The sequence below is a fragment of the Escherichia sp. WS1450 genome (assembly GCF_046487395.1).
Taxonomy (GTDB): domain Bacteria; phylum Pseudomonadota; class Gammaproteobacteria; order Enterobacterales; family Enterobacteriaceae; genus Escherichia; species Escherichia coli.
Genome location: NZ_JBJQJO010000018.1, coordinates 35,266 through 54,086, shown reverse-complemented (window position 1 = coordinate 54,086; position 18,821 = coordinate 35,266). Strand labels below are relative to the sequence as shown.

At 52.0% G+C, this 18,821-nt stretch carries 19 protein-coding genes; 5 read left to right on the top strand and 14 right to left on the bottom strand.

The window, feature by feature from the left end; all coding sequences use genetic code 11:
* The first annotated feature begins 64 nt into the window (after window positions 1-64).
* Together pta and yfcC are read left to right on the top strand one after the other, a co-directional pair.
* On the top strand, window positions 65-2,209 hold the full coding sequence (gene pta / locus ACJHYR_RS19030) for a phosphate acetyltransferase (protein ID WP_000086716.1): 2,145 nt from the start codon (window positions 65-67) through the stop codon (window positions 2,207-2,209).
* A 189-nt stretch (window positions 2,210-2,398) separates the two neighbouring features.
* Window positions 2,399-3,919 (top strand): putative basic amino acid antiporter YfcC, encoded by a 1,521-nt coding sequence (yfcC, locus tag ACJHYR_RS19025; protein WP_001274493.1) that lies wholly within the window; start codon window positions 2,399-2,401, stop codon window positions 3,917-3,919.
* Window positions 3,920-3,951: 32 nt separating this feature from the next.
* Here the strand turns inward: yfcC and yfcD are convergent, their stop codons facing one another.
* From yfcD to yfcF, 3 genes are read right to left on the bottom strand one after another with little or no spacing between them, the layout of a single operon-like run.
* On the bottom strand, window positions 3,952-4,494 hold the full coding sequence (gene yfcD / locus ACJHYR_RS19020; RefSeq protein ID WP_000437935.1) for an NUDIX hydrolase YfcD: 543 nt from the start codon (window positions 4,492-4,494) through the stop codon (window positions 3,952-3,954).
* Window positions 4,495-4,551: 57 nt separating this feature from the next.
* On the bottom strand, window positions 4,552-5,103 hold the full coding sequence (gene yfcE, locus ACJHYR_RS19015) for a phosphodiesterase (RefSeq protein WP_021527232.1): 552 nt from the start codon (window positions 5,101-5,103) through the stop codon (window positions 4,552-4,554).
* 55 nt (window positions 5,104-5,158) lie between these two features.
* Complete coding sequence (gene yfcF, locus ACJHYR_RS19010; RefSeq protein WP_000042442.1) at window positions 5,159-5,803, bottom strand: glutathione transferase; 645 nt, start codon at window positions 5,801-5,803, stop codon at window positions 5,159-5,161.
* 135 nt (window positions 5,804-5,938) lie between these two features.
* Here yfcF and yfcG point away from each other — a divergent pair, with 135 nt between their 5' ends.
* From yfcG to ACJHYR_RS18995, 3 genes are read left to right on the top strand one after another with little or no spacing between them, the layout of a single operon-like run.
* Window positions 5,939-6,586, top strand: a complete 648-nt coding sequence (gene yfcG / locus ACJHYR_RS19005; RefSeq protein ID WP_001551398.1) for a GSH-dependent disulfide bond oxidoreductase — start codon at window positions 5,939-5,941, stop codon at window positions 6,584-6,586.
* A 56-nt stretch (window positions 6,587-6,642) separates the two neighbouring features.
* Window positions 6,643-7,005 carry a dihydroneopterin triphosphate 2'-epimerase gene (gene folX / locus ACJHYR_RS19000; protein WP_000068457.1) on the top strand — a complete coding sequence of 121 codons (363 nt, stop codon included), beginning with the start codon at window positions 6,643-6,645 and terminating at the stop codon, window positions 7,003-7,005.
* A 20-nt stretch (window positions 7,006-7,025) separates the two neighbouring features.
* On the top strand, window positions 7,026-7,919 hold the full coding sequence (locus ACJHYR_RS18995; protein ID WP_001551399.1) for a TIGR01777 family oxidoreductase: 894 nt from the start codon (window positions 7,026-7,028) through the stop codon (window positions 7,917-7,919).
* Window positions 7,920-7,966: 47 nt separating this feature from the next.
* Here ACJHYR_RS18995 and rpnB read toward each other — a convergent pair whose 3' ends face one another.
* The 11 genes from rpnB to folC all read right to left on the bottom strand — a co-directional run bounded on the left by rpnB (window position 7,967) and on the right by folC (window position 18,806).
* Window positions 7,967-8,857 carry a recombination-promoting nuclease RpnB gene (gene rpnB, locus ACJHYR_RS18990; protein ID WP_059327914.1) on the bottom strand — a complete coding sequence of 297 codons (891 nt, stop codon included), beginning with the start codon at window positions 8,855-8,857 and terminating at the stop codon, window positions 7,967-7,969.
* A gap of 196 nt (window positions 8,858-9,053) precedes the next feature.
* Window positions 9,054-9,827, bottom strand: coding sequence for a histidine ABC transporter ATP-binding protein HisP (gene hisP, locus ACJHYR_RS18985; RefSeq protein ID WP_001293612.1), 774 nt, complete (start codon window positions 9,825-9,827; stop codon window positions 9,054-9,056).
* Window positions 9,828-9,834: 7 nt separating this feature from the next.
* Window positions 9,835-10,551: an ABC transporter permease gene (locus ACJHYR_RS18980; protein ID WP_000569958.1), complete on the bottom strand. Its 717-nt coding sequence runs from the start codon at window positions 10,549-10,551 to the stop codon at window positions 9,835-9,837.
* A complete protein-coding gene (hisQ, locus tag ACJHYR_RS18975) occupies window positions 10,548-11,234 on the bottom strand; it encodes a histidine ABC transporter permease HisQ (RefSeq protein WP_000965518.1) in 687 nt (228 codons plus the stop codon). Before hisQ ends, ACJHYR_RS18980 begins: the two co-directional genes overlap by 4 nt.
* Window positions 11,235-11,323: 89 nt before the next feature.
* Window positions 11,324-12,106 carry a histidine ABC transporter substrate-binding protein HisJ gene (gene hisJ, locus ACJHYR_RS18970; RefSeq protein ID WP_047625048.1) on the bottom strand — a complete coding sequence of 261 codons (783 nt, stop codon included), beginning with the start codon at window positions 12,104-12,106 and terminating at the stop codon, window positions 11,324-11,326.
* Window positions 12,107-12,326: 220 nt separating this feature from the next.
* A complete protein-coding gene (argT, locus tag ACJHYR_RS18965; protein WP_072837544.1) occupies window positions 12,327-13,109 on the bottom strand; it encodes a lysine/arginine/ornithine ABC transporter substrate-binding protein ArgT in 783 nt (260 codons plus the stop codon).
* 265 nt (window positions 13,110-13,374) lie between these two features.
* Entirely contained in the window at window positions 13,375-13,944 is a 570-nt protein-coding gene (gene ubiX / locus ACJHYR_RS18960) for a flavin prenyltransferase UbiX (RefSeq protein WP_059327913.1), read from the bottom strand.
* Between the two features lie 94 nt (window positions 13,945-14,038).
* Entirely contained in the window at window positions 14,039-15,556 is a 1,518-nt protein-coding gene (purF, locus tag ACJHYR_RS18955; protein WP_059327912.1) for an amidophosphoribosyltransferase, read from the bottom strand.
* A gap of 36 nt (window positions 15,557-15,592) precedes the next feature.
* Entirely contained in the window at window positions 15,593-16,081 is a 489-nt protein-coding gene (gene cvpA / locus ACJHYR_RS18950) for a colicin V production protein (RefSeq protein WP_000262113.1), read from the bottom strand.
* A gap of 804 nt (window positions 16,082-16,885) precedes the next feature.
* Window positions 16,886-17,548: a cell division protein DedD gene (gene dedD / locus ACJHYR_RS18945; protein ID WP_000146988.1), complete on the bottom strand. Its 663-nt coding sequence runs from the start codon at window positions 17,546-17,548 to the stop codon at window positions 16,886-16,888.
* Entirely contained in the window at window positions 17,538-18,806 is a 1,269-nt protein-coding gene (gene folC / locus ACJHYR_RS18940) for a bifunctional tetrahydrofolate synthase/dihydrofolate synthase (protein WP_000584551.1), read from the bottom strand. Before folC ends, dedD begins: the two co-directional genes overlap by 11 nt.
* Window positions 18,807-18,821: the final 15 nt, after the last annotated feature.

Below are 18,821 nucleotides of genomic sequence, written 5' to 3'. Positions count from 1 at the left end.
CCAGCTCAGCTGGCGGTGCTGTTTTGTAACCCGCCAAATCGGCGGTAACGAAAGAGGATAAACCGTGTCCCGTATTATTATGCTGATCCCTACCGGAACCAGCGTCGGTCTGACCAGCGTCAGCCTTGGCGTGATCCGTGCAATGGAACGCAAAGGCGTTCGTCTGAGCGTTTTCAAACCTATCGCTCAGCCGCGTACCGGTGGCGATGCGCCCGATCAGACTACCACTATCGTGCGTGCGAACTCTTCCACCACGACGGCCGCTGAACCGCTGAAAATGAGCTACGTTGAAGGTCTGCTTTCCAGCAATCAGAAAGATGTGCTGATGGAAGAGATCGTCGCAAACTACCACGCTAACACCAAAGACGCTGAAGTCGTTCTGGTTGAAGGTCTGGTCCCGACACGTAAGCACCAGTTTGCCCAGTCTCTGAACTACGAAATCGCTAAAACGCTGAATGCGGAAATCGTCTTCGTTATGTCTCAGGGCACTGACACCCCGGAACAGCTGAAAGAGCGTATCGAACTGACCCGCAACAGCTTCGGCGGTGCCAAAAACACCAACATCACCGGCGTTATCGTTAACAAACTGAACGCACCGGTTGATGAACAGGGTCGTACTCGCCCGGATCTGTCCGAGATTTTCGACGACTCTTCCAAAGCTAAAGTAAACAATGTTGATCCGGCGAAGCTGCAAGAATCCAGCCCGCTGCCGGTTCTCGGCGCTGTGCCGTGGAGCTTTGACCTGATCGCGACTCGTGCGATCGATATGGCTCGCCACCTGAATGCGACCATCATCAACGAAGGCGACATCAATACTCGCCGCGTTAAATCCGTCACTTTCTGCGCACGCAGCATTCCGCACATGCTGGAGCACTTCCGTGCCGGTTCTCTGCTGGTGACTTCCGCAGACCGCCCTGACGTGCTGGTTGCCGCGTGCCTGGCAGCCATGAACGGCGTAGAAATCGGTGCCCTGCTGCTGACTGGCGGCTACGAAATGGACGCGCGCATTTCTAAACTGTGCGAACGTGCTTTCGCTACCGGCCTGCCGGTATTTATGGTGAACACCAACACCTGGCAGACTTCTCTGAGCCTGCAGAGCTTCAACCTGGAAGTTCCGGTTGACGATCACGAGCGTATCGAGAAAGTTCAGGAATACGTTGCTAACTACATCAACGCTGACTGGATCGATTCTCTGACTGCCACTTCTGAGCGCAGCCGTCGTCTGTCTCCGCCAGCGTTCCGTTATCAGCTGACCGAACTTGCGCGCAAAGCGGGCAAACGTATCGTTCTGCCGGAAGGTGACGAACCGCGTACCGTTAAAGCAGCCGCTATCTGTGCTGAACGTGGTATCGCAACTTGCGTACTGCTGGGTAATCCGGCAGAGATCAACCGTGTTGCAGCGTCTCAGGGTGTAGAACTGGGTGCAGGCATTGAAATCGTTGATCCAGAAGTGGTTCGCGAAAGCTATGTTGGTCGTCTGGTCGAACTGCGTAAGAACAAAGGCATGACCGAAACCGTTGCCCGCGAACAGCTGGAAGATAACGTGGTTCTCGGTACGCTGATGCTGGAACAGGATGAAGTTGATGGTCTGGTTTCCGGTGCTGTTCACACTACCGCAAACACCATCCGTCCGCCGCTGCAGCTGATCAAAACTGCACCGGGCAGCTCCCTGGTATCTTCCGTGTTCTTCATGCTGCTGCCGGAACAGGTTTACGTTTACGGTGACTGTGCGATCAACCCGGATCCGACCGCAGAACAGCTGGCAGAAATCGCGATTCAGTCCGCTGATTCCGCTGCGGCCTTCGGTATCGAACCGCGCGTTGCTATGCTCTCCTACTCCACCGGGACTTCTGGTGCTGGTAGCGACGTAGAAAAAGTTCGCGAAGCAACTCGTCTGGCGCAGGAAAAACGTCCTGACCTGATGATCGACGGTCCGCTGCAGTACGACGCTGCGGTAATGGCTGACGTTGCGAAATCCAAAGCGCCGAACTCTCCGGTTGCAGGTCGCGCTACCGTGTTCATCTTCCCGGATCTGAACACCGGTAACACCACCTACAAAGCGGTACAGCGTTCTGCCGACCTGATCTCCATCGGGCCGATGCTGCAGGGTATGCGCAAGCCGGTTAACGACCTGTCCCGTGGCGCACTGGTTGACGATATCGTCTACACCATCGCGCTGACTGCGATTCAGTCTGCACAGCAGCAGTAATCTCGTCATCATCCGCAGCTTTGCGCTGCGGATATCGGAACCGGAAATAGTGACTATTTCCGGTTTTTTATTCTCTTAATTTGCATTAATCCTTTCTGATTATCTTGCTTAACTGCGCTGCATCAATGAATTGCGCCATCTCACTTTGCATACTTACCACTTTGTTTTGTGCAAGGGAATATTTGCGCTATGTCCGCAATCACTGAATCCAAACCAACCAGAAGATGGGCAATGCCCGATACGTTGGTGATTATCTTTTTTGTTGCCATTTTAACCAGTCTTGCCACCTGGGTAGTTCCGGTGGGCATGTTTGACAGTCAGGAAGTGCAGTATCAGGTTGATGGTCAAACAAAAACACGCAAAGTCGTAGATCCACACTCATTTCGCATTCTGACTAACGAAGCAGGCGAACCTGAGTATCACCGCGTACAGCTGTTCACGACGGGCGATGAACGCCCGGGCCTGATGAACTTCCCGTTTGAAGGGTTAACCTCAGGATCGAAATACGGGACAGCCGTTGGCATCATCATGTTTATGCTGGTGATTGGCGGCGCGTTTGGCATTGTGATGCGTACAGGAACCATTGATAACGGTATCCTGGCGCTTATTCGCCATACCCGCGGGAATGAAATTCTCTTTATTCCTGCGCTGTTTATTCTGTTTTCACTTGGCGGCGCGGTATTTGGTATGGGAGAAGAGGCCGTCGCCTTTGCCATTATCATCGCACCGCTAATGGTCCGGCTGGGCTATGACAGTATTACCACCGTCCTGGTGACCTATATTGCCACGCAAATCGGTTTTGCCAGTTCGTGGATGAACCCGTTTTGTGTGGTCGTTGCTCAGGGGATTGCCGGCGTTCCGGTGCTTTCTGGCTCCGGATTGCGCATCGTGGTGTGGGTTATCGCCACTCTGATTGGCCTGATCTTTACCATGGTGTACGCCTCACGAGTGAAAAAGAATCCTCTTCTGTCACGCGTGCATGAGTCCGACCGCTTCTTTCGTGAAAAGCAGGCAGATGTTGAACAACGTCCGTTTACCTTTGGTGACTGGCTGGTATTGATTGTCCTGACCGCCGTAATGGTCTGGGTGATTTGGGGCGTGATCGTTAATGCCTGGTTTATTCCAGAAATTGCCAGCCAGTTCTTCACCATGGGTCTGGTGATTGGCATCATCGGCGTTGTTTTCCGCCTTAACGGCATGACGGTTAATACCATGGCTTCATCCTTTACCGAAGGGGCGCGAATGATGATCGCCCCTGCCCTGCTGGTGGGTTTCGCCAAAGGGATTTTGCTGCTGGTCGGTAATGGTGAAGCGGGTGATGCCAGCGTGTTAAATACCATCCTCAACAGCATTGCCAATGCCATTAGCGGTCTGGACAATGCGGTCGCGGCCTGGTTTATGTTGCTCTTCCAGGCAGTATTTAATTTCTTCGTGACGTCCGGTTCTGGTCAGGCGGCGTTAACCATGCCGTTACTGGCACCGCTTGGCGATCTGGTCGGTGTTAACCGTCAGGTTACCGTGCTGGCGTTCCAGTTTGGTGATGGCTTCAGCCACATCATTTACCCAACCTCAGCTTCGTTAATGGCAACGCTAGGTGTTTGCCGGGTGGACTTCCGTAACTGGCTGAAGGTGGGCGCGACACTGCTTGGACTGCTGTTTATTATGTCCAGCGTCGTGGTGATCGGCGCTCAGTTGATGGGCTACCACTAAAAATGTTAAGAGCCGCAATTGCGGCTCTTTTTTCATTCTGCCGTTTCAGTCTCTACGGCTTCATTTTTGGCATTGCGCTTCATCCACAACGCCAGCGCTTTCAGCGAGTCTGGAGTGAACTCATCGCAGCGTGCGGTGATTTCTTCCGGTGTCAGCCAGCAAACTTCACTGACTTCATCTTCCTGTAGGGCGAAGGGACCGTGAGAGACGCAACTGAACAACGCGCCCCAGACACGGCAATTTTTATCTTCGAAATAGAACTGCCCGTGCTCGGCAAAGGGGACACCGGCAATGCCCAACTCTTCTTCCGCTTCGCGACGCGCGGATTCCAGCAGTTGCTCATCGGCCTGGACCACACCGCCTGCGGTCGCATCTAACATGCCGGGTAAAAAGTCTTTTGTCTCGGTACGACGCTGGACCAGAATTTTGCCCATGCCATCATGCACGACGATGTAAGTTGCACGATGACGCAGACACTGTGCCCGCATTTGTTCCCGGCTGGCTTGTGCAATGACTTCGTTCTCTTCATTGACAATATCCACCCATTCAGTACTTGCCAAACGACGCTGTTCCATTATCAGGAAACCTTCTTTTTCTGGCGCTCTTACGGCGCATTTTGAGTTGTGGGTAAATTACGGATTAATCGCGACCTGCGCAATGATACTTTGATCATTGAGTGCGATTACACTAAGTACGTCATTATCCAGCATGCCATAACTCGCCGGATTACCGCCTTTCGGAATACTCACCGAGCCGGGGTTGAAGTGGAAAATCTCCCCCCGCTGTTCTGCCACTGGCAGATGGGTATGACCGTACACCAGCACATCGTTCTGGTTTAAAGCAGGCAGATTTTCCGGGCCAAAAAGATGACCATGCGTCAAAAACAGACGTTGTTTTTCCAGTAATACCTGTTGCCACGGCGCGGTTATCGGGAAATGCAGCAGCATTTGATCCACTTCGCTGTCGCAGTTGCCGCGCACAGCGATAACCTTATGTGCCACTTCATTAAGCCGTTCAGCGACTTTGGCTGGCGCGTAACCCTCCGGTAAAGCATTACGCGGGCCGTGATTCAACACGTCGCCAAGGATCACCAGCCACTGGGCACCGCTTTGGGCAAACAACTCCAGAACACGTTCCGTCGCCGGTAACGCCCCATGAATGTCCGATGCAAACATCAGTTTCATCACTCACTCCTCGTCGAAAAAACGTAAGCTATGATACTGGATTCTGTCGTTGCTATCAGCCAGATTGCTTCGCTGAAAGTGCAATAAAACGCTGGACAGACGCTCGCTGCCACTGGAATGTCGCATAATCCACCAGGCGTTCTGGCACCTCATCGCCATGTAGTACCAGGCGGTTAATCATTAGCGCCAGATCAGTATCAGCAATGCACCATTCACCAAATAAATTCGGCTGACCCAGTACTAACAAATGTTCTGCCATCGCGAACAGTTTCTCTGCACTGGCTTTTCCCTCGGCCGTAAGTGGCGCTTTTTTCGCCCCCGCAAAGACAACATCCGTCGGACGCTCTTCGCGGATGGGCATCAGATCGCTGCGCAACCAAGCCTGAATCTGTCGTGCACGCGCACGATTTTCTAAATCAAGCGGATAAATACGTTCCCAGGTCGGTGGCGCAAATCGATCTTCCAGATACTCCGCAATGGCAGAAGATTCACTCAACTCAAAATCATCGATTTGTAATAACGGCACACGGCGTGTCTGACCGTAACCTTGCCACGTCGGTTGCAAATGTTCACCGCTGTCGAGGTCGATGGTCTTGATATGAAACGACAGGCCTTTCTCCTGCAACGCCACCCAGGCGGATAACACATAAGGGGAGAAAAAATGGGCATCTGACCAAAGCGTGATAGCGGGTTTACTCATTATGTCCTCGGCAATAAAGGGGGCTAGCTATCAAACTATAGAGCCTTTTTGTCACTGTCACGTGACGAATACTCACGCAAGTCGCCGCGCTTTCTATACTTGTGGTGTTCAGATGATTAGACAACCGGAGCTGCAATGATCGATCTCTATTTCGCCCCGACACCAAATGGTCACAAAATTACGCTGTTTCTCGAAGAAGCAGGGCTGGATTATCGCTTGATTAAGGTAGACCTGGGGAAAGGCGGTCAGTTTCGCCCGGAATTTTTGCACATTTCGCCTAACAACAAAATTCCGGCAATTGTTGATCATTCTCCAGCCGATGGCGGCGAACCGCTAAGCCTCTTTGAGTCTGGTGCCATTTTGTTGTATCTGGCTGAGAAAACAGGACTCTTTTTGAGTCATGAAACGCGTGAGCGCGCCGCCACATTACAGTGGTTATTCTGGCAGGTAGGCGGACTGGGGCCGATGCTTGGGCAGAATCATCATTTTAATCACGCTGCCCCCCAAACCATTCCTTACGCTATTGAACGTTATCAGGTTGAAACTCAGCGTCTGTACCATGTACTGAACAAGCGGCTGGAAAACTCGCCCTGGCTGGGAGGTGAGAACTACAGCATTGCGGATATTGCCTGCTGGCCGTGGGTTAATGCCTGGACTCGCCAGCGAATTGACCTTGCAATGTATCCGGCAGTCAAGAACTGGCATGAGCGGATCCGTTCGCGCCCTGCCACCGGTCAGGCACTGCTAAAAGCACAACTCGGTGATGAGCGTTCGGATAGTTAACAGAAACAGGTTCTCGTGTATTATTTCATTCTAAGTAAAACAACGGAGAACCTGCAATGGCACAACCTGCCGCTATTATTCGTATAAAGAACCTTCGTTTACGTACGTTTATCGGAATTAAGGAAGAAGAAATTAACAACCGTCAGGATATTGTTATCAATGTGACGATCCACTACCCCGCCGATAAAGCGCGCACTAGCGAAGATATCAACGATGCGCTGAATTATCGCACCGTAACGAAAAACATTATTCAGCATGTAGAGAATAACCGTTTCTCTTTGCTGGAAAAATTAACTCAGGATGTGCTCGATATCGCACGTGAACATCACTGGGTGACGTATGCTGAAGTGGAGATCGATAAACTGCACGCGCTGCGCTACGCTGATTCGGTATCCATGACCTTAAGCTGGCAGCGTTAACCGCCATATCGGGAGGCTGCATGAACATAGTGATCACCGGAGGGACGGGATTAATTGGTCGCCATTTGATTCCACGTTTGCTGGAGCTGGGCCATCAAATCACGGTAATGACGCGTAACCCGCAGAAAGCCAGTTCCGTTCTCGGCCCTCGGGTGACACTATGGCAAGGGCTTGCCGATCAAAGCAACCTCAACGGCGTTGATGCGGTAATCAATCTGGCCGGAGAACCGATTGCTGATAAACGCTGGACTCACGAGCAAAAAGAGCGTCTCTGCCAAAGCCGCTGGAATATCACGCAAAAACTGGTCGATTTGATTAATGCCAGCGACACGCCACCGTCGGTACTCATTTCCGGCTCGGCAACGGGCTATTATGGCGACTTAGGTGAAGTGGTGGTTACCGAAGAGGAACCGCCGCATAACGAATTTACCCATAAACTCTGCGCCCGCTGGGAAGAAATTGCCTGCCGGGCACAAAGTGACAAAACGCGAGTGTGCCTGCTGCGTACCGGCGTAGTGTTGGCACCGGATGGCGGTATTCTCGGTAAAATGCTGCCGCCGTTTCGTCTTGGTCTGGGCGGGCCGATTGGCTCCGGTCGGCAGTATCTGGCCTGGATTCATATTGATGATATGGTCAACGGCATTCTCTGGCTGCTGGATAACGAGCTGCGTGGACCATTTAATATGGTTTCGCCCTACCCGGTACGCAATGAACAATTTGCCCATGCGCTCGGTCATGCGCTGCATCGCCCGGCCATTTTGCGCGTCCCCGCGACCGCCATTCGACTGTTAATGGGCGAATCTTCAGTACTGGTATTAGGTGGACAACGCGCGCTGCCTAAACGGCTGGAAGAAGCGGGTTTTGCGTTTCGCTGGTACGATTTAGAAGAGGCGCTGGCGGATGTTGTTCGCTGATGTGGTTTACTGCAAACATCCGCCAGTTAACTCCTGGTGTTACAGAATTAGTGGCTTTGCGCGATAAGATCGTCTGGTAAAAGTCGGGTCACCATCATAACTAACTCTCTGTCTAAACCTCTCTCCAGCATCTCCTGAGCAATACGCAGGGCTTCTTCGTGTTTGCCCTGCATTGCGCCTTCTTCACGTAATCTGTCAGCAATGGTCATCAGTTTCTCCTTTTCTTGTGGTGCGCGTTCCGCTATCTCACCAATAAATGCACGGAAACGCTGGGCATCCCCCGTTTGTAATACGTAATTAAACAGGGCTTTTAGCTGTCTGTCATTAGTGTTTCCTGTAACTAGCAGCGAAACAATTTGGTCGACTAATCCCAACAGATCGCGCTGACGAATATGTTTCTGAATTAACTCCAACAGCGCCATTTTGCGATGTTGCATAATCTCGTCATCCGGCACCACGGTAATATCCACCAGCGGAAAAGCCGATGAATAAATTTTGCGGGCAATCGCAGGCTCGGCAAATTCATCAAGCCAGCAGAGTGAATATGGATAAGGGCTTCTGCAACCATGATAAAACAGCATCGGGATCACTAATGGAAGCTCTTTATAACCCGCATCAAGATGGTTTTGCATCGCCGCAATGGAATAGCGCATCATGCGAAAAGCCATTAATTCCTCTGGCTTACTTTGGTGCTCTATCACCACATAAATATAACCCGCTCCCTCCTGCGTTTTCACAGACCACAAGAGGTCGGAATAATATTGCCGCAGGTCTTCATCAATAAAACTGTTTGGTTCCAGTTTGAGCGTCGTTAAATCACACAGTTTGCGCAGCGGCGCGGGAAGATGAATATCAATAAAATCCCGCGCGTTGTCTGGATGGCGTAAAAAAGATTTAAATACCGCATCATGCGGTGTGGAAGTTGTCGATATAGTCATGGCGTTCCGTCACCCCTCAAATTTAAGATGACGCGACAATAACCACGATTAACACCCAATGCAGCAGGCAGTTTTTATCTTTGGACAGCGAATTCAGAACTATTTTTAGCGGACTGCAACTTTTACATTTCAGCGGAAGCTGACTCGCAAATTCCCCTTGAAAATACTCCGGCAGCGTTAGCCACCGGAGGGGGAATTATTTCAGCGATCCCTTAAGGAACTGTTGCAGACGAGGGCTTTGCGGGTTACCAAATAACTGTTCTGGCGCGCCCTCTTCTTCTATTTTCCCCTGATGGAGGAAAATGACGTGAGTAGAAACATGGCGAGCAAAGCCCATTTCGTGAGTCACTACCACCATGGTTTTCCCCTCTTCTGCCAATTGCTGCATAATACGTAACACTTCGCCTACCAGTTCAGGATCGAGCGCCGAGGTAGGTTCATCAAATAGTAAAACTTCCGGTTCCATTGCCAGCGCCCTTGCGATGGAAACACGCTGTTGCTGACCGCCGGAAAGATGCACCGGATATTTCCCCTGCGCACGCTCGTCTATCCCGACTTTTGCCAGATACTTCACCGCCCGCTCGCGCGCTTCCTGCTTGCTCAGGCCCAACACCTGAATCGGCGCTTCCATGACGTTTTCCAGCACCGTCATATGGCTCCAGAGATTGAAGTGCTGGAATACCATCGTCAGGCGTGTGCGCAGTAAGCGCAGCTGATTTTTATCGGCGACTTTGAGTTGACCATCTTTGTCGCGCACCAGATTGATCGTCTGGCCATTGACCACGATCGATCCTTCGCTCGGTTTTTCGAGGAAGTTAATGCAGCGCAGAAAGGTACTTTTCCCCGATCCCGACGATCCGATGATGCTAATTACATCTCCGGCATTCGCTTGCAGTGAAACCCCTTTCAGCACTTCGTGTTCGCCGTAGCGTTTGTGCAAATCGATAACGTTTAATTTATTCTCGGACATCGTATTCTCAGTGCGTTGAAGACGGTTTCACATGCTGCAACCAGCGTTTTTCCGCTCTGCGAAAGAGGCTGATCAGGACATAAGAGATGATTAAATAGAGCACCGCGGCAATGCCGAAGGCGGTAAAAGGTTGATACGTGGCGGCGTTAATATCGCGGGCTATTTTCAGCAGATCCGGCACCGTGGCAGTAAATGCCAACGCAGTAGAGTGCAGCATCAGGATTACTTCGTTGCTGTATGCCGGTAACGCAATACGCAGCGCAGAAGGCAAAATAATGCAGCGATACATTTTAAAAGTCGAGAAGCCATAGGCTCTGGCGGCTTCGATTTCCCCATGCGGAACCGAACGGATTGCCCCAGCAAAAATCTCGGTAGTGTAAGCGCAGGTGTTAAGCGTCAGCGCCAGCACGGTACAGTTCAGGCCACTGCGGAAGAAAGCGTTAAGAAACTCGGTCCCCTTAACAATCTCCAGCGTATACATGCCGGAATAGAACACCAGCAACTGAACATACAGCGGCGTACCGCGAAAAATATAGGTAAATAACCAGATTGGAAACTGGATGTATTTATTACTGGAGACACGACCAATCGCCAGAAACAGCGCCAGGACTCCGCCTATCACTACCGACAAAATAAGCAGCCACAGAGTGATCGCCACACCAGTAAAGCGATAACCGTCGGTCCACAGCAGCGGTTTCCAGTATTCATGTAAGATTTCGATCACAGGTCAGCCCTCTTCACACCCACGGAGTAGCGGCGCTCAAGGAACAGCAGCACACCATTGGAAACGGTGGTGAAAACCAGGTAAATCACGCCACAAACGATGGCGAAATAGAACGGTTCCCAGGTACTTTTTCCTGCCAGCTGCGTGGCTTTGACCACATCTTCCAGGCCAAGTAACGAAACCAGAGCGGTAGATTTGAGGATCACCTGCCAGTTGTTGCCAATGCCTGGCAGGGCGTAACGCATCATCGCCGGAAACATGATCCGCCGAAACACTTGCCCACGAGTGAAACCGAACGCCGTCGCCGCCTCTATATGTCCTTTCGGCACTGCCATAAAAGCACCACGGAACGTTTCGGTAAAATAAGCACCGTAGATAAAACCGAGAGTAATAATACCAGCGACCATCGGATCGATATCAATCTGCCCGACGCCCATCGCCTCCGTCACCGTGTTTAGTGCAATCTGCAAACCGTAGAAAATTAGCAGCATCAACACCAAGTCCGGCACGCCTCGAATCAGCGTGGTGTACCCTTCGAAAATCAGCCCCGAAAGCCGATTTTGCGAGAGCTTACCGCCAGCGCCAATTAAACCGATGATTACAGCGAGCACTACAGAGCTGATCGCCAGCTCCAGCGTGACGAGCGCACCCTGTAAAATAACACCTGAAAACCCATACAACATGCTGCCTGTCCTGTCGTGTGTGGTGAATTACCGCCTCTTGTCTCCCTCCTGTTACCCGAAGGGAGCGGACTTTCTTTCACCGATGGCGATTAACCACCATAAACATCAAAATCGAAGTACTTTTTCGCTAATTTCTCGTAAGTACCGTCAGCGCGCATTTCGGCAAAGGCTTTGTTCAGTGCCTCGCGCAGTTCGTTATCTTCTTTACGCAGGCCCATGCCGGTCCCTACGCCAAACAGTTTTTCATCTTTAACAGACGGACCACCGAATTTGTAATCTTTACCGACGGGTTGTTTGAGGAAACCTTCGCTGGCAGCGACCTCATCCTGGAACGCGGCATCAATACGTCCGGCAGTCAGGTCAGAATAAATGTTGTCCTGCCCCTGATAAGAGACGATTTCAATGCCTTTTGGTGCCCAGTGTTCGTTACCGAACGTCTCCTGGGTGGTGCCCTGCAATACGCCTACCCGTTTGCCTTTCAGCGACTCGACTGTCGGCTGAATGTTGGAATTTTTCGCCACCACCAGACGAGAATCGGCAGCGTACAGTTTGTCGGTGAAGGCAATTTCTTGCTGACGTTTTTCCGTAATGGAAAGCGATGACATGATGGCGTCAATCTTCTTCGCTTTTAAGGACGGGATTAACGCATCCAGTGGGTTTTCGACAAACGTACATTGCGTATTGATGCGCTTGCACAACTCCTTCGCCAGATCGATATCGAAGCCAACCAGTTCGCCTTGTGAATTTTTTGATTCAAATGGCGCATAGGTCGGGTCGGTACCGATGCGGATGTTTTGCGGAATCGCAGCAAATGCCGCAGTTGCGCTGGAGAAGGCCAGAACCAGAGAGAGCGATAGCACCAGTTTTTTCATAATGTCCTCAACTGACAGTCTTTTTATAGGGAATATTTACAGGTTTGTTACACTTATCGTGCCATAAAATTGACCATCAAGGCAAAATATCCCGCCCCGTTAGACGTATTATTTTTCATTAAAAATGCTTAAGTATGCATTTCAATGCACCACGATAGTGCAACAAACCTGGCGTGCACCATGATGATCATTCCATCAGGTACAGCTTCCCTGCGACGTATCAGTCACCGTAGACATTAAAGTCAAAATACTTTTTCGCCATCTTGTCGTAGGTGCCGTCCTGACGCAGCTCGCCAAGCGCCTTATTGAAGGCAGCCGTCAGTTCCGCATCATCTTTACGTAGCCCTACACCGGTGCCGTCACCGAAGTATTTTTTGTCTTTCACTGATGAGCCAGCAAAAGCGAACTCTTTGCCGGCTGGTTGCTTGAGGAATCCTTCGCTGGCAGCAACTTCATCTTGTAACGCAGCATCCAGACGTCCTGCAGCCAGATCGGAATAGACCAAATCCTGGTTGGCATAGGCCACCACATCCACACCTTTGCTACGCCAGGTCTCGTTAGCGTAAGCTTCCTGGGTTGATCCCTGCAGCACACCCACATGTTTACCTTTCAGTGAATCCAGCGTTGGCTGAATCGGCGAACCTTTGGCGGCAATCAAACGAGAATCTGCGGCGTACAGCTTGTCGGAAAAAGCAATCTCCTGCTGACGTTTATCGGTAATGGAAAGCGACGAAATAATGGCGTCGATTTTTTTCGCTTTCAGTGAGGGGATCAGCGCGTCAAAGTCACTGGCAACCCAGGTACATTTCACCTGCATCCGTTTGCACATCTCGTTACCGAGATCGATATCAAAGCCAACAAAATCACCTTTAGCATCTTTCGACGAGAAAGGCGCATAGGTGGTATCGGTTCCGATACGTACCGTCTCCGGTAGCGCCGCATAGCTGTAAGCCGCTGCGGAGAGACCGACTAACAAAGACAGAGCGAGAATCGACTTCTTCATACATAACCCTCAAGTGAAAATGGCTTTTTTATGTTGTGTATTGTGTTGTGTGTTTGCAGGCTCTTTCATGCAGGTCTTATGCCATCTTTACGACAACAGTAACATTTAACGTTAAATATGTTAATAAGACGTTGCATTATTGTCCTGAAGTTGAAGATAGCAGGTATGGCGGTTGAATCGCAGCGTTTCGATTCATCGAAAGGAACAAAATGTCGAGGATTTGATCGCGGTTGCAAAATTGCCCTGAAACAGGGCAACAATGAGGTTATGCGCCCTGCCAGCGGGCAAAGAGATCTTCAGGAAGCGTTATGGCGAATTGATCGAGTACACGGTTAACCGTCTGATTTATCACATCATCAAGGGATTGCGGGCGATGATAAAACGCCGGAACGGGAGGCATAATCACCGCACCGATTTCTGCCGCCTGGGTCATTAAACGCAGATGGCCTAAGTGCAATGGTGTTTCACGCACGCAGAGCACCAGCGGGCGACGCTCTTTCAGCACAACATCTGCCGCACGGGTCAGTAAGCCATCAGTATAGCTATGGACAATGCCGGACAGGGTTTTGATCGAACAGGGTAAAATCACCATCCCCAGCGTCTGGAAAGAACCAGAAGAGATGCTGGCAGCAATATCGCGCGCATCGTGCGTCACATCAGCTAACGCCTGCACTTCGCGCAGGGAAAAATCCGTTTCAAGAGGTAAGGTCTGGCGCGCGGCCTGGCTCATTACCAGATGCGTTTCAACATCTGCGACATCGCGCAGAACCTGTAATAAGCGCACGCCATAAATCGCGCCGCTGGCACCGCTGATGCCCACAATAAGTCGTTTCATAAATAGTTGCCCTGTCAGACTTGCAGGCAGACTTTGCAGGATTTCGGCGGGAGTTGCAAGTCAGGGTGCCAGACCGGCACCCTGAGCGAAGGCATCATCCTTCGTTATGCATTTCGAGATTTTCCACTTCGTTCTGACGTTGCACTGCTTTGGCGTCGTCATTACGTAACGTATCTAGGAAATCGAGATAGCCCTGATCAACATCTTTGGTGACGTAGACGCCGTTGAACACCGAACACTCAAACTGCTGAATATCCGGGTTTTCAGCGCGAACGGCTTCGATCAGATCGTTCAGATCCTGGAAAATCAACCCGTCAGCACCGATGATCTGGCGAATTTCATCTACTTCGCGACCGTGAGCGATCAGTTCCGTGGCGCTCGGCATATCAATACCATAAACGTTCGGGAAGCGAATTTCCGGTGCCGCAGAAGCGAGGTACACTTTCTTCGCTCCGGCTTCGCGTGCCATCTCGATAATCTGTTCAGAAGTGGTGCCACGGACGATGGAGTCGTCGACCAGCAGGACGTTTTTATCGCGGAACTCGGCGCGGTTGGCATTCAGTTTACGGCGCACGGACTTACGACGCAGCTGCTGGCCCGGCATGATAAAGGTGCGGCCAACATAGCGGTTTTTAACGAAGCCCTGGCGGTACGGTTTGCCCAGAATACGCGCAATTTCCAGCGCGATATCACACGAGGTTTCCGGAATAGGGATCACCACGTCGATATCCAGATCTTCCCATTCGCGGGCAATTTTCTCGCCCAGTTTCGTGCCCATATTCACACGCGCGCTGTAAACGGAAATTTTGTCGATGAACGAGTCCGGGCGAGCAAAGTATACATACTCAAACAGGCACGGATTGCTGACCGGATTGTCAGCACATTGACGGGTAAACAACTGCCCTTCTTCAGTGATGTAAATCGCTTCGCCCGGCGCGACGTCACGCAGGAAATCAAAGCCCAGCGTATCGAGCGCTACGCTTTCGGAAGCGACCATATATTCTGTACGGTTCTCGTCAATATCACGTTTCCCCAGTACCAGCGGACGAATCCCGTTTGGATCGCGGAAAGCAACCATACCGTGGCCGATAATCATCGCCACGCAGGCATACGCGCCGCGAATTTGGCGGTTTGTGGCAGCAATGGCAGCGAAAATATTGTCGGCTTCCAGCGGGTAGTGGCGGAAGTTGTCCAGCTCGCTGGCGAAGATATTAAGCAGAATTTCCGAGTCGGAAGTGGTGTTGATGTGGCGGCGTTTTTCTTCAAACAGTTTTTTACGTAACTCATGCGCGTTGGTCAGATTGCCGTTGTGGGCAAGCGTAATGCCATACGGAGAGTTAACGTAAAATGGCTGCGCTTCAGAGGCGCTGGAGCTGCCAGCCGTAGGGTAACGCACATGACCAATGCCCATATTGCCCTGCAAACGCTGCATATGGCGAGCTTCAAATACATCGCTCACCAGCCCGTTCGCTTTACGCAAACGGAAGCAGTTATTGGCATCTATGGTGATGATGCCGGCGGCATCCTGACCGCGATGCTGAAGCACCGTTAAGGCATCATAAATCGACTGGTTAACCGGCATAACACCGGCGATACCGACAATACCGCACATACGTCTTTTTCCTCGTTAAGCCACATCTCAGAGCACTTACGCTCTGGGCAAGAAACTTGACGAGCTTTGCAGATAATCAAAAAACCATCTGATGATAAAACTGAACTGGGGGATCAGCTGTGATTTGCTCCAGTCTTCGCTTTTCGACACCCCGGTAAAGGAGTCGAGAAAGAAGAGAATGGCGGCAACAATCAACACACCGCGCAACGCACCGAAACAGACGCCCAGCACCCGATCGGTGCCTGACAACCCCGTTTTCTCTACCAACTGGCCTATCACGAAGTTCACGATAGCACCAACGATCAGGGTAGCGATAAACAGTACCGCGATGGCAATCCCATTTCGAACCAGTTCGTCTTCAAAGCCCGTAAACCAGACTGACAGGTAAGTGTAGTAATGACTGGCAACAAAGAAAGCACAACCCCATGTCACCAGCGATAACGCTTCACGAACAAAGCCGCGGATCAGGCTAACCAGAGAGGAAAAAGCAATCACCGCGATTATGGCGTAATCAATCCAGACCATATGTGTCCCACGATTTTACGCCCTGTCATCCTGTTCGGGGCGCATTCTAACAGAAAAAGAAAACGTTTGCGTAGGGATTTCCTTCCCACGCATCAATAAAAATGGCGCTGAAAAAATATTCAACGCCATCGACTTTTTATGCCTTTGCGGCATCGTGCAATGCGTGTCGGATGCGGCGTGAACGCCTTATCCGACCTACGGTTCTACCCCTGCGCAGGCCTGATAAGACGCGCCAGCGTCGCATCAGGCAACGACTGTCGGATGCGGCGTGAACGCCTTATCCGACCTACGGTTCTACCCCTGCGTAGGCCTGATAAGACGCGCCAGCGTCGCATCAGGCAACGACTGTCGGATGCGGCATATACGCCTTATCCGACCTACGGTTCTACCCCTGCGCAGGCCTGATAAGACGCGCCAGCGTCGCATCAGGCAACGACTGTCGGATGCGGCATATACGCCTTATCCGACCTACGGTTCTACCCCTGCGTAGGCCTGATAAGACGCGCCAGCGTCGCATCAGGCAACGACTGTCGGATGCGGCATATACGCCTTATCCGACCTACGGTTCTACCCCTGCGCAGGCCTGATAAGACGCGCCAGCGTCGCATCAGGCAACGACTGTCGGATGCGGCATATACGCCTTATCCGACCTACGGTTCTACCCCTGCGTAGGCCTGATAAGACGCGCCAGCGTCGCATCAGGCAACGACTGTCGGATGCGGCGTAAACGCCTTATCCGACCTACGGTTCTACTCCTGCGCAGGCCTGATAAGACGTGCCAGCGTCGCATCAGGCAAGACCGTATTAATTCGGCGTATAGCCCATTACCACGCCACTTAAGCCAGAAAGTTGCTTCAACTCACCCAGCGAACCTTTCAGCTTATCTTTCGAGGCATCTGGCCCAACCAGAATACGGGTAATTTTACCCTGCACTGGCGTGGATGGCGACGTATAAACCCGATAACCGGCACCGCGCAGCTTACCGACAATCTCATTCACTTTATCGGCATTTTTCAGCGCGCCCAGTTGCACAACATAGGCTTTACCCGTTGGCGCTGCTTTTTCTTCCACGACCGGCTTCGGTTCTGGCTTCGGCGCAGGTGGTGCTTCAACCTTTGGCTTAAGCGGCTCCACCGGTTTCGGCTTCGGTGGGGCGACCGGTGCAGGTTCCGGTTCAAACTCGGTGTTATTGGCTGCAATAGTGGCCGGATCGAGCGACGGTGCTGCGGCATCACCTGCCCGCACCTCTTCCGCTGCGCCTTCCGGCGGCTGCGTCGGCAGCGCCTGGGTGGCAGCTGGCATCATATCAGGCTCATCGCGATCGCCTGCTTTTGGCACCAGCGGGATAGCCGCGAACTCATCCTGATAATGTTTTTTCTGCCCGTCCAGCAGCCCTGGAAGTACAATCACCCCCAGCGCCACCAGCACGATCGTGCCCACTAACCGATTCTGAAACTTACTTGCCACCGCTTCTCCTCGCGTCAATCACTTCCATGACATGTGCGACCGTGTGGAACGAACCACACACCAGCACGGTATCTTCCGCTTTAGCGTCCGCCATTGCGGCATCCCATGCCTGCGCCACGCTATCAAATGATTTGCCGTTACCCAAATGCTCAAGCAGTTGTTCTGCCGTGGCACCGCGCGGCCCTTCCAGTGGCGCACAATACCAGTCATCAACCACGCTTTTCAACCAGGCCAGAGTTCCGGCAATATCTTTATCATGTAGCATACCGATAACCGCCAGCACGCGCCCGTTTTTCGGTAGCGCTTTCATACGCCCGGTGAGATATTCCGCCGCATGTGGATTATGCGCGACATCAAAAATAACACGTGGCGACTCGCTCACAATCTGGAAACGTCCCGGCAAAATTGCGCTGGCAATCCCGTCGCGAATGGCATTTTCACTGACCTCCAGCCCGCTGGCACGCAGTGCCGCCAGCGCCGTTGCGGCATTCGGTTGCGGGACAAGCGGCAACGGCAGATTTTCCAGCGTGCCGTGAGCATCGCTAAACGTCCAGTCATGATCGGTGACGGAATAGTTCCACTCAACGCCCCGACGTTGTAACAGTGCACTTTTTTCCTGCGCCACATCAGCAATGGTAGAAGGCATTTCCGGCTCACCGACAATTGCCGGTTTTTCGCTGCGGAAGATGCCTGCTTTCTCGCGACCAATGCTTTCGCGATCTGGCCCCAGCCAGTCGGTATGATCCAGCGCAATGCTGGTTACAACCGCGACATCGGCATCGACAATATTGGTTGCGTCCAGACGACCACCCAGCCCTACTTCCAGAATCACCACGTCAAGTTGTGCCTGCTTGAACAGCCACAACGCCGACAGCGTACCGTACTCGAAATAGGTCAGGGAAATATCACCGCGTGCCGATTCAATCTCCGCAAAAGAGGCGGTGTGGGCCGATTCCGGCAATTCCTGGCCCTGCACACGTACGCGCTCGGTATAACGCACCAGATGCGGCGAACTGTAGACGCCCACTTTGTACCCTGCCGCCATCAGAATCGACTCCAGCGTACGGCAGGTGGTGCCTTTGCCATTCGTACCCGCAACGGTAAACACAAATGGCGCTGGTTTCAGAATGCCAAGACGCGCCGCGACCTGGCTCACGCGCTCAAGGCCGAGATCGATAGTTTTACTGTGCAGGTTTTCCAGATAAGAAAGCCACGAAGCCAGAGGCGACGCGGCTTGAGGAGTGCGTTTGATAATCATGGTATCCGCTGATTC